Below are 14,253 nucleotides of genomic sequence, written 5' to 3'. Positions count from 1 at the left end.
CGCCGCGAGCGCAGCTGGCATCTAGGATTTTGTTCAACTTTGGGTGTATATTGTGCCCATGGACGAACGGCGCGACAAGGCAAGACATCGCGTGCTGAAGGCCGGAACGATCGAGTTCGGCGGCGGCGCGATCGACTGCACCGTCCGCAACCTGTCCGATACCGGCGCCGCGCTCGACGTCACCAGCCCGGTCGGCATCCCCGAGCATTTCACCCTGTTCGTCCAAGCCGACGGAACGCACCTGTCGTGCACCGTGATCTGGCGCAAGGAGAAGCGGATCGGCGTGAGGTTCGGGTGACCATGAGCGGGCGCGGGCTATCGCTCAATTTCACCCCGTCTCGACCTCACTCAACCGGCTCGCCAGGATCTTGTCGATCCTTCGCCCGTCGAGATCGACCACCTCGATGTGCCAGCCGCCGAAATCGAAGGCATCGCCGGTATCAGGCAGCACGTTGAACTGTTGCAGCACCAGGCCCGCCACCGTGTTGTAGCGGTGCGGCGGCAATTCGACGCCGAGCAATTCGCCGAATTCGTCGACCGGCATCCAGCCGGAGATCAGCAGCGAATCGTCGGCGCGCCTGACAAAGGCGGGCTCCGGCGGTCCGGCCTCCGAATGGAAGGCCCCGACGATCGATTCGAGGATGTCGGCGGCCGTCACCATGCCTTCGAAGCCGCCATATTCGTCGTAGACGAAACCGACGTGGACCGGCGCGGCTTTCAGGATGGTCAGCACGTCGCGCGCGTCTGCCGACGCCGGGATGCCGGGCGCCTCGCGCACCAGCGCGCGCAGGTCCGGGTTGCGTTCGTTCATATAGGCGATCAGCAGGTCCTTGGCCTGGAGCACGCCGATCGGTTTGTCGCGGTCGCCGTCGGAGACGGGAAAGCGCGAATGCGGGCTCTTGGCGATGATCTCCCGAATGGCCGCCGGATCGTCGTTGAGGTCGATCTCGTCGACCTCCGTGCGCGGCGTCATCACCGCGCCAACCGGCCGGTCGCCGAGCCGCATCACGCCGGCGATCATCTCCCTCTCACCGGGCTCAAGCACGCCCGCGCTCTCGGCCTCGCTGACGAGGTGGTGGATCTCGTCCTCCGAGACCTTCTCCTCGGCCTTGCCGCCGCGTCCGAGCAGCGTGAGGATCAGCCTGCCCGAGAGATCGAGCAGAAAGACCAGCGGCAGCGAGACCTTCGCAAGCACGTGCATGGCGGGCGCGACCCTGACCGCGATGCTTTCGGGGTCGCGCAGCGCCACCTGTTTCGGCACCAGCTCACCGACGATCAGGGTGGCGTAGGTGATCAGCGTCACGACGATGCCGACGCCGACGATGTCGGCAATTCCCGTGGACAGACCGAGCTCGAGCAGCCATTGCGTCAGCCGCTGTCCGAGCGTCGCGCCGGAGAACGCGCCGGAGAGCACGCCGACCAGCGTGATGCCGATCTGCACCGTCGAGAGGAACTTGCCGGGATCGGCTGCCAGTGTCAGCGCCCGCTCGGCGCCGCGCACGCCCTTGGCGGCGAGCAGCGACAGCCGGGCCGGGCGGGACGAGACCACGGCCAGCTCTGACATGGACAAGAGGCCGTTGATGACGATCAGGACGACGACGATGACGAGTTCGACCGAGAGCATTGACGTTCCGAGGTAAATGAGTGTGGCCGAATAGGTCGGCACACGGCTTGATATAGGTATGCGGCGAAGAAATGCCGGCAATTTTGCCGCGTTTGACGCCCCGAGGGAACCGCGCGGCCGCGGGCCTCGATATGCTTTGCGCGAGTTCCCGTGGAACTACGGGGCTGCCGTTGCTTAACGGGCTCTTAGTGGCCGCCCGGCTAGGTTTTCGACATTGCAGAAATGTATTCGGGGGACCCAGGATGCGGATCGGGAAGCTTTTCGCGCTGTCGATGCTGACGGTGACGGTGTTTGCAGTCATCCTCGGCGCCGAGGTGCTGATACCCCAGACGCGCATCTTCACGAACCGCTCCGACGCGATCAAGACCGTCGATGCCTTTGGTGCGACGCTGATGGCCAGCCAGCATGTCGCCAGCCTTCGCGCTCCCTATATCGGTCCGATCTTCCAGGAAGGCGCCGCAACACCGGCACAGCTCGAAGCTGCCACGAAGGCTGCGAAAGCCGCCGAGGCGGGCTTCGAGGCCGCAAGACGCGCCGTCATGGTGCTGGATGACGGCGGCGCGATTGCGGAGAATCTCGACCGTGCCGCGCGGCGGCTGAAGGAGGTCACCAACGCTGCCGATCGCGCGATGGGCGTTCCCCTGGCGGCGCGCGACAGTGCCGCGACAAAGGGCTTCCTCCCCGGTGTTGCCGACGTCATCGGCAACATCGAACCGGTCATGAACCGGCTCGAGGCGAAAGTCATCAACGCCGATTCCTCGCTCGCGGCGCTGTTGAGCCTGGCACGGACGGCCCAGGATCTGCGTGTTGCGGCCGGCAGCCGAGCCGCCACGCTGTCCCCGGCGCTGTCGGCGAGCCGCCCGCTCACGGCGAGCGAATTGTCGCTGATGGATCGCATGCAAGGCCGCGTGGAGGCCGACCGCGAGCGCATCGAGGCAGGCATCGACCAACTCGGAAATCCCTCCCGCATCGCGACCGCGCTGAAGGCGGCAACGGAATCGTATTTTGGAAAAGCTGCGGCTGCCGTCGACAAGGAGATTCCCGCAGCCCGGAGTGACGGCAAGTACAGCAGCAACGCCGACGAACTGGCGAAGGTCATCGTGCCGGCCATCCAGATGTTCTACGGCGTGCGCGATGCCGCATTGGCCGAAGCTTCCGAGCGTGCCTCGGCGTCGCGCGATGGCGCGCTGGCGATGCTCGCGCTCGGCGGTGTCGCCGTGCTGGCGCTGCTGGGGACGCTCGGTGCCGTGACCATGATGCTGCGCAGACGCGTGGTGACGCCGCTCAGCCGGCTCGCGGACGTGATCGGAACGCTTGCTGCCGGACAGCACGAGGTCGAGATCCCCGCGACGGGCCGCAATGACGAGATCGGCCAGGTGGCGGGTTCGCTGCAGCATTTCAAGGATTCACTGCTCGCCAAGAAGGCCGCCGACGAGGCGGCCGCGGTCGAGGCCGACGCGAAGCTGCGGCGCAGCCAGCGCATGGACCAGATCGCGCGCGATTTCGAAGCCATGATCGGCGACGTGATCAACACGGTGTCGTCGGCTTCCTCGGAGCTGGAAGTGTCCGCGGGAACGCTGACGAGCACGGCCGATCAATCGGAAAAGGTCACCGCGACCGTCGCGGCCGCTTCCGAACAGGCCTCCACCAACGTGCAAACCGTTGCCGCGGCGGCCGAGGAGATGGCCTCGTCGGTCGACGAGATCAGCCGGCAGGTGCAGGATTCCGCGCGCATCGCCGGCGAGGCGGTGCAGCAGGCGGGGCGGACCAACGATTATGTCGGCGAGCTCGCCAAGGCCGCGGGGCGGATCGGCGACGTCGTCGAGCTCATCAGCCAGATCGCGGGCCAGACCAATCTTCTGGCTCTCAACGCCACCATCGAGGCGGCGCGCGCCGGCGAGGCTGGGCGCGGCTTTGCGGTGGTCGCCTCCGAGGTCAAGGCGCTGGCCGAGCAGACCGCCAAGGCCACCGGCGAAATCAGCCAGCAGATCACGGGAATCCAGACCGCGACGGAGGACTCCGTCGGCGCCATCAGGTCGATCAGTGACACCATCTCCCGCATGTCCGAGATTGCGTCCGCAATCGCCGCGGCGGTCGAGGAGCAGGGCGCAGCGACACGGGAGATTTCCCGCAACGTGCAGCAGGCCGCGCGCGGCACCCAGCAGGTTTCCGCCAGCATCGTCGACGTGCAGCGCGGCGCGAGCCAGACCGGATCAGCCTCCGCCAACGTGCTCACCTCTGCGCGATCCCTGTCCGGCGAGAGCACGCGCCTCAAGGTCGAGGTCGGAAAATTCCTCGATGCGATCCGGGTGGCTTAGACTGCGTGGTGGGATCAGGGCTAGTTGCCATAACGGAGGTCAGCTCCCTCTCCCGCAAGCGGGAGAGGTGAAACGGCCACCACCTGATTTCGCCGCACTCGCGCCGCCGCTCAGAACTCGCCGTGCAGCCTCCCCGAAAACACCGACACCGGTCCGCGGTCGGCATTGTAGGCGGGGTTGACGATGAGTTGGTAGTCGGCGGTGAGTGTCAGATTCTTGTTCAGCGCGTAAGCGTAGTAGGTTTCGAGGATGCGCTCCTTGCGGTAGTTAAGCGCGCCGTCGCCGATCAGCACGCCGAGGCCGCCGGCGGCGAGGAAGTCCCGGTAGTCCTGCGAAATCGCGTTGATCGCGCCGCCGACGCCGATCACGTCGTCAGGCCGGCCCCATTTCGTGCCCTTGATCGAAAGACCAGCCGACAGGCTGCGGTTGATGTCGGTGAAGGCGAGCGTTTCGCTCTTGCCGTCGTTCCAACTCCAGCGGCTGAACAGTCCGACATCCTCGGTGATCGCCTGCTCGAGGTTGACGACATAGCCGACCTTGATGCGGCCGCGCCGGGTCTGCGCGATGTCGAGATTGAGCGCGGGATTGTTCAGCGTCTCGCGGAAGCTGCCCATATTGGCACTGTCGAGCCAGCCCATGGTCCTGAGCTTGCCGGGTTGGCCGAACAGCGAGAAGCGCGTCTCGAGCTCGATCACGTACTGGCCGCGCTCCCCGACCTTGGTGTCGAAATGATTTGCATTGGGCTCCGCGACCATCAGGAAATAGCCGCCGCGCAGCGCCCATAGCTTCTGATTGAGCTCGGCGGTGACGCCGTAGGTGAGGCCGACCTTGTCGGCGGAATAGTCGAAGGCGCCAGGCGCCCACAGCGACCAGTTCATGAAATCCTTGCGCGTGTCCTTGGCGTAGGCATTGCCGTCGAACACGTCGACCACCGCGAACTTGCCGGCCTGCACGGTGAGGCGGGACACGTCGACCTTCTGGCCGAGTTGCAATTGGCCGCTCGCGAGCTCTTCCTGCTCACCCCCGAAACCGAAGGTCTGGCGCACGAACAGGCGCGAGGTGTTGTAGTGCGGATAGGGGAAGTTCGACTTCTGCGCCTCGCCGTTGGGAAAGCCGGCCGCGCCGACCGTGTCGCTCAATCCAAATCCCTGAAGCAGTTCGGGATTGTAGTAGACCTCGCCGCCGTCCCACAGCCGCGCGTTCAGGAACAGGCTGTTGCTCCAGGTCGCCTTGGCTTGCGGCGACGGCGTGAGCGAGTTCGGTCCGGTGTAGAGCGCGGGGAACGAGGGATAGCCTTGCGGCAGATAGGTGCTCTGGCCGTGGATCTCCCAGCGATCCGATTCGGTGTCGATCAGGGAGCTTTTCGGATTGTAGCTGGGCATGCCCGGCCAATCGACCTTGCGGTTGAGGCCGAGCCTGACCTGCTGGAAGTCCAGCGACGAGGAGCTGTATTGGGCCCCCGTGGAGAAGGCGACATTGGCGCCGTCGAAGCGGCTGTAGAGATATTCGAGCCGTGCGCTCCAATGCGGCGCGAAGCCGTATTCGACACCGGCACCGGCGATCCAGCCGGGCCGCGTGTTCAGGATTTTCGGGACTTCGGCGCCGGAGGCCGGCGCGTCGAAATAGCGCTCGCCCATCCAGGCAAAGCCGCCGGTGGCATAGACGAGCCACGGACCGCTGGTATAGCCGACGCGGCCGCGCAGGCTGGCGGCGTAGTCCCATTGCTGGGTGACGGTGTTGCCGGGCGTCGCCAGGAAGGAGACGATCGAATTCGACGTGATGTAGTTGGGAAACGTGAAATCGCCTTCGACGCCGACCAGCCAGCCGGAATTGAGCCGGTAATTGTAGCCGGCCTGCACGCCGCCGATCATGCCGCTGAAGACGCCGTTATCGTTGATCCCTGTGCCGTCGTTCAGCGCAAAGTGCGATGAGCCGCGGCCGTAGCCGGCATGCGCGCCGATATAGAGGCCGGTCCAGTCATAGACAGCTCTCAGCGCCGGCGCCTTCAGCGGCAGATCGGCCGCACGGCCCACGGCGGGAAAAGAAAGCACGCCCGAGGCAATCGCCGCGGCCGTCCGCAAGTACCTGTAACGGTGACCTCTCAACGTCAAAACGCACGCCCCCAAACGCGAATGGAATCCATCCGCCGCGACATCCCTGCCGATTCGCAGCGGTCCTGTCATCAGTCTTGGTTGCTCGCGTCATCGAGATGATCTCGATTCGACGCGATTTCGTCCCAAGTTCCTGAACTTGCGCGAACCTTATTGCGATTAATTCGCAATAGCAACTGATGAAGATTGCCGCACGCGATGGTTCGCACCGCTGTGTGACGGGACGGCAACAAACTCCCGGCAAAAAAAGAATGACCCGCCCGGGGGGACAACCGGGCGGGTCGGGGGCACGACACGGGGTGGATGAGGCGCCCGTGTCGGACGCAGGATCCACGTAAGATCGGCCTCAGGTACTCATATCAGTAGCAGGTACGAACGCGGCCGACGTACTGGCCGAAAGCGTTGTACTGGGCGACCCAGCCGCAGCGGTGATAGCCGTAGTAATAGGGGTCGTTGTTGGCGGCGATCGCGGAGCCGACGACGGCGGCGGTGGCGATGCCGGCACCGACACCCCAGACCCAACCGGGCTGCTTGGCTTCGGCCGAGGAGGTGGTGGACACGATGCTGCCGGTGACGGCGAGGGTCGCGAGAGCGAGAGCGGCAATCTTGGTCTTGATCGACATGTGAAAACTCCATCCGGGGTTGAGGCGGTCCGTTGTGGCCCGCGTGCCCAGTTTGACGGAGGCTCCCCGTGTCCGGTTCGAATGCGGCAAATCCGCTCCCGGAGGAATGAGTTTTTGTAAATGATTCCAATGGGATGTCGGCTAGCCGAGCGGCCCTTTGGCGAGCCTGTTCACGTCGAAGTTATCGACCTCGCTGAGGAGCTCGCAAAAAGCACGGGCGCCCTGATCGATGAGCTCCTCGCCCTTCGCGGCAACGGCCAATGTCGCATTGCCGACGGCACCGCTGGCGTTGAGATCCTGCGCCTGCCAGGCGAAGGGCGCCGGCCGCTGCGTCGACAGCCAGCGATATTGCTGCTCCAGCGCGATGCTGCTCGCCGGAAAATCCGCGATCGCCTCCTTGCGCACTTGGTCGGGAAAGCGCGCCAGCATGATCGAGGTTTCGACCGCGCCGCCATGAATGCCGTGGCGCACCTCGTCGGCCGGGAACAATGTGTCGGCGCCTGACAGCCGCGACCATGACGTCGTCACCACGAATAGTTTCTGATGCGCGCGCAGATCCTGCGCGATCAGCATCATGGCCGCGCTGTTGCCACCATGGCTTGTGATGATGACGAGCTTCTTCACGCCGCGACGCGCGACGTCCTCGCCGATCCCGGTCCATCGCTTCAGCGCGGTTTCAGTCGGCAGCGTCTGCGTGCCGGGATAGTCGATATGCTCGGTGGAAATCCCGACCGGTTCGACGGGAAGAAAACTGGCCGGAAGGTTGTCGGGCAGAAGCTCGCGCACGCGCGCGAGATAGGCGTCCGCGATCAGCACGTCGGTCTCGAACGGCAAATGCGGGCCGTGCTGCTCGGTCGCCGCCAGCGGCAGCACCGCGATCCAGCGCGACGATTCCGCAGGGGTTGTCTCGGCCCAGCGGATTTCGGTCCAGTCGCGGGATGGCATCATTGAGTTTTCTTTGGAGGTTTCATTGCCCGAATTTGTCACGTAATTTGGGGTATCAGGGGATGCGGGCCCGGCCGGCTCGCGTCCCCTGACGTCATGCGGTTTTATCGCGTTGGCCTGCCACGAGCTAGACGCGATTATGCTGGGAGCGATCGACGGAGTGCCATTATGACCCCCTTTCATCTGCGCAGAGCGTTCATTGCGGGCTTGATGGCTGCTTTCGTCTGCAGCGCCGAGGCGCATGCCGAGACGCTGGACAAGGTCACCTTCGGCACCAACTGGGTCGCCGAGGCCGAGCATGGCGGCTTCTTCCAGGCGGTCGCCGACGGCACCTACAAGAAATACGGGCTAGACGTCACCATCGTTCCCGGCGGTCCCAACGAGAACAATCGGATGCTGCTGATCGCCGGCAAGATCGATTTCTTCATGGCCGCGAACACGCTGATGTCGTTCGACGCGGTCGCCAACAACGTCCCCGTCGTGACCATCGCCGCGATCTTCCAGAAAGATCCGCAGGTGATGCTGACGCAGCCGGATGCCAAGGTCAGCAAGATCGAGGACCTCAAGCCGCTGACGCTGTTCGTCTCCAAGGAGGGCATGACCAGCTATTTCCAGTGGCTGAAGTCCGAATACGGCTTCAACGAGAAGAACGTGCGGCCCTATAATTTCAACCCGCAACCCTTCATCGCCAATCCCAAGAGCGCGATGCAGGGCTATGTCACCTCCGAGCCCTTCGCGGTCGAGAAGGCCGCCGGCTTCAAGCCGAACGTGCTGCTGCTCGCCGATTACGGCTTCAACACCTATTCGACCCTGATCGAGACGCGCCGCGACGTGGTCGAGAAGAAGCCCGATTTGGTGCAGCGTTTCGTCGATGCCTCCATGATCGGCTGGTACAATTACATCTACCGCGACAATTCCGCCGGCAATGCCATGATCAAGAAGCTCAATCCGGAGATGACCGACGACCTGCTCGCTTATTCCGTCGCCAAGATGAAGGAGCATGGCATCGTCGATTCCGGCGACAGCCTGAAGAACGGCATCGGCGCGATGAGCGACGAGCGCTACACCTCCTTCTTCAACAAGATGGTCAAGGCCGGCGTCGTGAAGCCCGAACTCGACTTCCGCAAATCCTACACGCTGCGCTTCGTCAACAAGGGCGTCGGCGTCGAGCTGCGCCCGAGCAAGCCGTAGCGCAAGCTCGATGTCATCAGGCAAAACCTCGTCCGCGGCCGACGCCGGCCTGACGCATCTCGCCGTCAGCCTGCGCAGCGTGACGAAGACCTATGACAATGGCGTCATGGCGCTCGGCCCGTTCGACCTCACAGTCCGCAAGGGCGAGTTCATCTCGCTGCTGGGTCCGTCCGGCTGCGGCAAGTCGACGGTGCTGCGGCTGATCGCGGAGCTCAGCGCGCCGTCGTCAGGCATCGTGCGGGTGGCGCGTCACGAGGGTGAGGTGCTGCCGGGCCACGGCATCGGCTTCGTGTTTCAGGAGCCGACCCTGATGCCCTGGACCAGTGTGCGCGAGAATGTGCGGCTGCCGCTGAGGCTGGCCGGCGTGCCGAAGGCCGAGGCGCGCGGGCGTGCCGACGCGGCGCTGGCCAGCGTCGGGCTCGCCGATTTCGCCGATGCCTTTCCGCGCGAGCTCTCCGGCGGCATGAAGATGCGGGTGTCGCTGGCGCGCGCGCTGGTCACCGATCCGGATATCCTGCTGATGGACGAGCCGTTCGCCGCGCTCGACGAGATCACGCGCTTCCGCCTCAACAATGATCTGCTCGCGCTGTGGCGCAGCCTCGGCAAGACCGTCATCTTCGTCACCCATTCGGTGTTCGAATCCGTCTATCTGTCGCAGCGCGTGGTGGTGATGACGGCGCGGCCCGGCCGCATCCAGGCCGATATCCGCATCGAGACGGTCGAGCCGCGCGGCGAGGCGTTTCGCACCTCCGCGGCCTATTCCGATTATTGCCGGAAGGTGTCGGCGGCGCTGGCGCCATCCTATTCGGGGCAGTCGACGCTATGAACGCGCAGGCCCCCGTCACCGCAAAACCGCGAGGCGCGCAACGCGCGATGCGCTTTGGGCTTCCCGTCATCGTGCTTACGGTCGGCATCCTCGCCTGGGAACTCATGGTCCGCATCAAGGACATCCCGCCTTACGTGCTGCCGGCGCCCTCCGTCATCGTCCTGACGCTCATCAAGGACTGGGCGGTGCTGTCACAATCGCTTGCCACCACGCTTCTGACCACGCTCGAAGGCTTTGCCGCGGCCAGCATCGGCGGCATCGCGCTGGCGCTGTTGTTCAACCAGTCGAAATGGGTGGAATACTCGCTATTTCCCTATGCGATCGTCCTCCAGGTCACTCCGGTGATCGCGATTGCGCCGCTGCTCCTGATCTACCTGGAGCAGCAAACCGCAGTCGTCGTCTGCGCCTTCATTGTCGCCTTCTTCCCGGTGCTGTCCAACACCACGCTCGGGCTGAATTCGGTCGATCGCAACCTTGCCGGCCTGTTCCAGCTCTATGGCGCCTCAAAGCCGCAGACGCTGCGCTTTCTCAAGCTGCCCGCGGCGCTGCCCTACATCCTCGGCGGCCTGCGCATCGCAGGCGGCCTGTCGCTGATCGGCGCGGTCGTGGCCGAGATCGCGGCCGGAACAGCGGGCGCCGGCTCCGGGCTTGCCTACAGGATCGCGGAATCAGGCTATCGATTGAATATACCCCGCATGTTCGCAGCGCTGCTTTTGTTGTCGCTTGCCGGGATTGTCATCTATGGGGTGCTGGCGCTAGTTTCGCACCTCGTTTTACGGCGCTGGCATGAGAGCGCGCTTGGAAAGGAAAACTGATGGCTGCCGGTTCGATTTCGTCCGAAAAGATCGACCTTCTGATCTATGGGCCGGTGCGGCCGATCCTCGAGAACGGGTTTTCCGACCATTTCGTCGTGCACAAGGCCGAGACGCACGGCGACCTCGAACGGCTGACGCCGGCGATCCGCGAAAAGATCCGCGGCGTCGCCGTGACCTATCACACCGTCCGTGCCGACAAGGGTTCGCTGTCGCAGCTGCCCAAGATCGAGATGGTGGCAAGCTTCGGCGTCGGCTACGACCACGTCGATGCCAAATACGCGGCCGAGCACGGCATCATCGTCACCAACACGCCCGACGTGCTGACCGAGGAGGTCGCCGACGTCGCGATGGGCCTGCTGATCTCCACCTTGCGCGAATTCATCAAGGCCGACCGCTACGTGCGCTCCGGGCTCTGGCAGACGCAGAACTATCCGCTCAGCGTCGGTTCGCTGCGCGATCGCAAGGTCGGCATCGTCGGCATGGGCCGGATCGGGCAGGCCATCGCGCGCCGGCTCGATGCCTCGCTGGTGCCGGTGGTCTATCACTCGCGAAACCCGTCCAAGGACGTCTCCTACAAGCACTACCCTGATCTGATCGAGATGGCGAAGGCGGTGGACACCTTGATGGTGATCGTGCCCGGCGGCGCCTCGACCAACAAGATGATCAATGCCGAGGTGCTCAAGGCGCTCGGCCCGCGCGGCGTGCTGGTCAACGTCGCACGCGGCTCGGTGGTCGACGAGCCGGCGCTTGTGCAGGCGCTCAAGTCGGGCACCATCCTGGCCGCCGGCCTTGACGTGTTCGCGGCGGAGCCGACTGTGCCGGACGAGCTCAAGACCATGCAGAACGTCGTGCTGCTGCCGCATATCGGCTCGGCCTCGGTGGTGACGCGCAACGCGATGGACCAGCTCGTGGTCGACAACCTCAAGTCATGGTTCTCAGGCAAAGCGCCGCTGACGCCGGTTGCCGAAACGCCGTTCAAGGGGCGCTGATGCGAAGTCTTCGGGTTCGGACATTTGCGATCGCGGCTTGCCTTGCCGCGATCGGCACTGCGCATGCGCAGGATGCAACGAGCCTGAAGAAGTCGATGCCCGGGCAGTGGGAGCTCTCGACCACCGAACGCAGCAAGACCTGCGTCGTCACGATGAAGGGCGACGTCGCGGGGCAGGGCTTCAAGCTCGAGCTGGAGCCGGCCTGCAAGGCGGCACTGCCCTTCACCAAGGACATCGTCGCCTGGAGCGTCAGGGGCCTCGACATCGTCCGCCTGCAGGATGCGACCGGTGAAGCCGTGATCGACTTCACCGAGGTCGAGGCCGGCATCTTCGAGGGCCTGCGCCAGGGCGAGGGCGTCTACATCCTGCAGGATCTCGCCGCGGCCCGCTCGATGGCCAAGTCGATGGACCAGATGATCGGCGACTGGTCGATGGTGCGCGGCAACGGCCAGCCGGTCTGCGGGCTGACGCTGACCAACACCGAAGCCGGCCAGGACAATTTCCAGGTCTTCCTCAAGCCGAAATGCGAGGCGGCCATCGCGCAGTTCAACCCGACGCAATGGCGGCTGGAGCGCGGCCAGATCATCCTGATGTCGAAATCGGGCAACGTCTGGCAGTTCGAGGCCGACGACAACGCGCAATGGCGGCGCGTCCCCGATACCGCCGATCCCCTGATCATGCTGCGTCAATAGGCGGCCCGACATTCGTTGCCGCCGAATGACGCCACGCGAAGGCGGAACCTGCAGACCGGGCATCTCGTTGACGGAAGAGGTGATTTCGTTGGGAGATCCGGCATGGCCAAGCGCGTCCTCGCGATCGGCATCGAACCCGGCAGTGCCGACTACAGCGCATTCCCGCAGCTCACGCCGGAGCTCGTGCGAACCTACATCGAGGCGCAGCTGTTGCGTCTGCGCGATCTCGGCTTCGAGGTCACGAGCTGCCTGATCGATCTCGACGCCACCGCGGAAGCCAGCGTCACGGCGGCACTGCGCGACGAGCGCTTCGACTGTGTCGTGATCGGCGCCGGCCTGCGCGAGCCGAAGGAGCGCCTCGTGCTGTTCGAGAAGGTGCTCAACCTCGTCCACCGCCTCGCGCCTGACGCTGCGATCTGCTTCAACACCACGCCCGCCGATACCGTCGAGGCCGTGCAGCGCTGGGTCGAACCGTAATCTTCGGCCTGGAGGCAAGTGCGCCGCCGGCTGGGCGGCCGCCACGTCTTTTCTGTGGCCTGCATGACATGGTGCATGATACGGTCGCTGCAATCCAGCGTAGAGCATAAATTCCGTTCGGGCCCTTCGATGTTCAGAGCCGTCGTCGTCATTGTCCTCGCCTTTGCCCTGTCCGGCTGCGATGCCTTTGGCGCGCTGAAAGACGGAATGCAGCACGCACGGGCCGTGGAGGGCGATCTCGAGCAATCGACCGGCGTCAGGCCGCAGGTCGGTTTCAACTGGCGCAATGGCCGCCTCGCATCGGTGACGGTCATGTTTCCGGGCCTTTATCAGACCAAGCCGTTGGGCGACCTCGCCGGCCTCGTGCGCGAGACGGTGACCAGGGAATTCAAGCAGGCACCGGACGCGATCGTGCTCTCGTTTGCCCTGGGCAAGGGTCCTTCGGCCTGAGGCCCCGCGCTGGCTGCGACAATTGGTCTGGTCCGGTGCCGTCCCGAGCGCTATGACTGGCGGCATCAACCGGGAGGATTCGGGATGCTTCGAGCTGTTGGAATGGCGGTGTGTCTGACGGTTGCGATGGCGGTGCCGGTGCATGAGGCCACCGCCCAGGATGCCATCGGCGGCGCGATCATCGGCGGCGTCGGCGGGGCGATCCTCGGTGGCGCGCTCGGCGGAGGCCGCGGTGCTGCCATCGGTGCCGTCGTCGGCGCCGGCACGGGCGCCGCGATCGCCTCCGAAGGCGAGCGCCGCCGCTCGGGCTACTACGCCTATCAGCGCGGCTGCTACATGCAGAGGCCGGACGGCTACTACGTCCGGGTCGATCACAGGTATTGCTACTGAGCGATCATCGCGTTCTTGGCGAGCGGCCGCAACGCGCATCGCGACGGACGGTATCTCGCCCTAGATCAACCGCATCCCGCGCAGGCTGGCATGTCCGCTCTTGCCGACGATGATGTGATCGTGCACGGCAATCCCGAGCGGCTTGGCGATGTCGATGATCGCCTTCGTCATCTGGATATCCGCCTGCGAGGGCGAGGGATCGCCTGAGGGATGGTTGTGCACCAGGATCAGCGCGGTCGCCGATAATTCCAGCGCACGCTTGATCACTTCGCGCGGATAGACCGGGGTGTGGTCGACGGTGCCGGTCTGCTGCACCTCGTCGGCGATGAGCTGGTTGCGCTTGTCGAGGAACAGCAGGCGAAACTGCTCCTTGTCGGCAAAGGCCATGCTGGAGCGGCAATAATCGATCACCTCGTTCCAGGACGACAGCGCGTTGCGGCTGTTGACCTCGCCCTTGCTCACGCGGCTCGCGGCAGCCGCGATCAATTTGAGCTGGTTGATCGCGGCCTCGCCGATGCCGTCAACCTCGCGCAAGCGCGTCACCGGCGCGTGCACGACCTCGGCGAACGAGCCAAAGGTCTTGATCAGCGTTTTGGCGAGCGGCTTGGTGTCGCGCCGCGGCAGCGCCGGAAACAGCGCCATCTCCAGGAGTTCGTAATCGCTCAGCGCATCCGCGCCGGCATTGTAGAAGCGCTCGCGCAGCCGCTCGCGATGGCCGAGATAATGCGGCGCGTCCTCAGGTTTGCTCTTGTCGTGGTCCGGCTTGGCGGGCATCGGCCGCCAGCATCGCCGGGGGCTAGCG

Annotated in this window: 15 protein-coding genes; 10 read left to right on the top strand and 5 right to left on the bottom strand. The window is 64.8% G+C overall.

Features of this window, described 5'->3' with window-relative positions; translation table 11 throughout:
* Positions 1-58: 58 nt before the first annotated feature.
* The gene (locus GGD67_RS08280) at positions 59-298 is read left to right on the top strand and encodes a PilZ domain-containing protein (RefSeq protein WP_018316424.1); all 240 of its coding nucleotides are present in this window, start codon (positions 59-61) and stop codon (positions 296-298) included.
* A 30-nt stretch (positions 299-328) separates the two neighbouring features.
* On the opposite strand, the gene GGD67_RS08275 is transcribed toward GGD67_RS08280, so the two are convergent.
* Positions 329-1,624, bottom strand: coding sequence for a hemolysin family protein (locus GGD67_RS08275; protein WP_092261253.1), 1,296 nt, complete (start codon positions 1,622-1,624; stop codon positions 329-331).
* Positions 1,625-1,866: 242 nt separating this feature from the next.
* On the opposite strand from GGD67_RS08275, the gene GGD67_RS08270 reads away from it, so the two are divergent.
* On the top strand, positions 1,867-3,942 hold the full coding sequence (locus GGD67_RS08270) for a methyl-accepting chemotaxis protein (RefSeq protein WP_179732057.1): 2,076 nt from the start codon (positions 1,867-1,869) through the stop codon (positions 3,940-3,942).
* Between the two features lie 110 nt (positions 3,943-4,052).
* On the opposite strand, the gene GGD67_RS08265 is transcribed toward GGD67_RS08270, so the two are convergent.
* The 3 genes from GGD67_RS08265 to GGD67_RS08255 form a co-directional block, all read right to left on the bottom strand.
* Complete coding sequence (locus GGD67_RS08265; RefSeq protein ID WP_179732055.1) at positions 4,053-6,023, bottom strand: carbohydrate porin; 1,971 nt, start codon at positions 6,021-6,023, stop codon at positions 4,053-4,055.
* A 389-nt stretch (positions 6,024-6,412) separates the two neighbouring features.
* Positions 6,413-6,676, bottom strand: coding sequence for a hypothetical protein (locus GGD67_RS08260; RefSeq protein WP_026201669.1), 264 nt, complete (start codon positions 6,674-6,676; stop codon positions 6,413-6,415).
* 141 nt (positions 6,677-6,817) lie between these two features.
* Positions 6,818-7,624, bottom strand: coding sequence for a creatininase family protein (locus tag GGD67_RS08255; RefSeq protein WP_179732054.1), 807 nt, complete (start codon positions 7,622-7,624; stop codon positions 6,818-6,820).
* Positions 7,625-7,789: 165 nt separating this feature from the next.
* Between GGD67_RS08255 and GGD67_RS08250 the strand changes: the two genes are divergently transcribed.
* From GGD67_RS08250 to GGD67_RS08215, 8 genes are all read left to right on the top strand, one after another.
* Positions 7,790-8,812, top strand: a complete 1,023-nt coding sequence (locus GGD67_RS08250; RefSeq protein ID WP_179732052.1) for an ABC transporter substrate-binding protein — start codon at positions 7,790-7,792, stop codon at positions 8,810-8,812.
* A gap of 10 nt (positions 8,813-8,822) precedes the next feature.
* The gene (locus GGD67_RS08245) at positions 8,823-9,638 is read left to right on the top strand and encodes an ABC transporter ATP-binding protein (protein WP_018316417.1); all 816 of its coding nucleotides are present in this window, start codon (positions 8,823-8,825) and stop codon (positions 9,636-9,638) included.
* Positions 9,635-10,453, top strand: a complete 819-nt coding sequence (locus GGD67_RS08240; RefSeq protein ID WP_179732050.1) for an ABC transporter permease — start codon at positions 9,635-9,637, stop codon at positions 10,451-10,453. Before GGD67_RS08245 ends, GGD67_RS08240 begins: the two co-directional genes overlap by 4 nt.
* Positions 10,453-11,442 carry a 2-hydroxyacid dehydrogenase gene (locus GGD67_RS08235; protein WP_092261246.1) on the top strand — a complete coding sequence of 330 codons (990 nt, stop codon included), beginning with the start codon at positions 10,453-10,455 and terminating at the stop codon, positions 11,440-11,442. The genes GGD67_RS08240 and GGD67_RS08235 overlap by 1 nt, the downstream gene beginning before the upstream one ends.
* On the top strand, positions 11,442-12,134 hold the full coding sequence (locus tag GGD67_RS08230) for an AprI/Inh family metalloprotease inhibitor (RefSeq protein WP_179732048.1): 693 nt from the start codon (positions 11,442-11,444) through the stop codon (positions 12,132-12,134). Before GGD67_RS08235 ends, GGD67_RS08230 begins: the two co-directional genes overlap by 1 nt.
* A 102-nt stretch (positions 12,135-12,236) precedes the next feature.
* Positions 12,237-12,611, top strand: coding sequence for a hypothetical protein (locus GGD67_RS08225; protein ID WP_018316413.1), 375 nt, complete (start codon positions 12,237-12,239; stop codon positions 12,609-12,611).
* Positions 12,612-12,740: 129 nt separating this feature from the next.
* Positions 12,741-13,061 carry a hypothetical protein gene (locus GGD67_RS08220; protein ID WP_092261243.1) on the top strand — a complete coding sequence of 107 codons (321 nt, stop codon included), beginning with the start codon at positions 12,741-12,743 and terminating at the stop codon, positions 13,059-13,061.
* 84 nt (positions 13,062-13,145) lie between these two features.
* Positions 13,146-13,451 carry a hypothetical protein gene (locus GGD67_RS08215; protein ID WP_179732046.1) on the top strand — a complete coding sequence of 102 codons (306 nt, stop codon included), beginning with the start codon at positions 13,146-13,148 and terminating at the stop codon, positions 13,449-13,451.
* A gap of 60 nt (positions 13,452-13,511) precedes the next feature.
* Here the strand turns inward: GGD67_RS08215 and radC are convergent, their stop codons facing one another.
* Positions 13,512-14,225 carry a RadC family protein gene (radC, locus tag GGD67_RS08210; RefSeq protein WP_179732044.1) on the bottom strand — a complete coding sequence of 238 codons (714 nt, stop codon included), beginning with the start codon at positions 14,223-14,225 and terminating at the stop codon, positions 13,512-13,514.
* Positions 14,226-14,253 lie beyond the last annotated feature (28 nt).

This window comes from Bradyrhizobium sp. IAR9 (assembly GCF_013408065.1).
Taxonomy (GTDB): Bacteria; Pseudomonadota; Alphaproteobacteria; order Rhizobiales; family Xanthobacteraceae; genus Bradyrhizobium.
This window is presented reverse-complemented; position numbering and strand designations above follow the sequence as displayed.

Excerpts from the sequence above, each read along its gene's own strand:
- GGD67_RS08280 (WP_018316424.1), top strand. The coding sequence starts at position 59 with ATGGACGAACGGCGCGACAAGGCAAGACATCGCGTGCTGAAGGCCGGA.
- GGD67_RS08275 (WP_092261253.1), bottom strand. The coding sequence starts at position 1,624 with ATGCTCTCGGTCGAACTCGTCATCGTCGTCGTCCTGATCGTCATCAAC.
- GGD67_RS08270 (WP_179732057.1), top strand. The coding sequence starts at position 1,867 with ATGCGGATCGGGAAGCTTTTCGCGCTGTCGATGCTGACGGTGACGGTG.
- GGD67_RS08260 (WP_026201669.1), bottom strand. The coding sequence starts at position 6,676 with ATGTCGATCAAGACCAAGATTGCCGCTCTCGCTCTCGCGACCCTCGCC.
- GGD67_RS08255 (WP_179732054.1), bottom strand. The coding sequence starts at position 7,624 with ATGATGCCATCCCGCGACTGGACCGAAATCCGCTGGGCCGAGACAACC.
- GGD67_RS08250 (WP_179732052.1), top strand. The coding sequence starts at position 7,790 with ATGACCCCCTTTCATCTGCGCAGAGCGTTCATTGCGGGCTTGATGGCT.
- GGD67_RS08245 (WP_018316417.1), top strand. The coding sequence starts at position 8,823 with ATGTCATCAGGCAAAACCTCGTCCGCGGCCGACGCCGGCCTGACGCAT.
- GGD67_RS08240 (WP_179732050.1), top strand. The coding sequence starts at position 9,635 with ATGAACGCGCAGGCCCCCGTCACCGCAAAACCGCGAGGCGCGCAACGC.
- GGD67_RS08235 (WP_092261246.1), top strand. The coding sequence starts at position 10,453 with ATGGCTGCCGGTTCGATTTCGTCCGAAAAGATCGACCTTCTGATCTAT.
- GGD67_RS08230 (WP_179732048.1), top strand. The coding sequence starts at position 11,442 with ATGCGAAGTCTTCGGGTTCGGACATTTGCGATCGCGGCTTGCCTTGCC.
- GGD67_RS08225 (WP_018316413.1), top strand. The coding sequence starts at position 12,237 with ATGGCCAAGCGCGTCCTCGCGATCGGCATCGAACCCGGCAGTGCCGAC.
- GGD67_RS08220 (WP_092261243.1), top strand. The coding sequence starts at position 12,741 with ATGTTCAGAGCCGTCGTCGTCATTGTCCTCGCCTTTGCCCTGTCCGGC.
- GGD67_RS08215 (WP_179732046.1), top strand. The coding sequence starts at position 13,146 with ATGCTTCGAGCTGTTGGAATGGCGGTGTGTCTGACGGTTGCGATGGCG.
- radC (WP_179732044.1), bottom strand. The coding sequence starts at position 14,225 with ATGCCCGCCAAGCCGGACCACGACAAGAGCAAACCTGAGGACGCGCCG.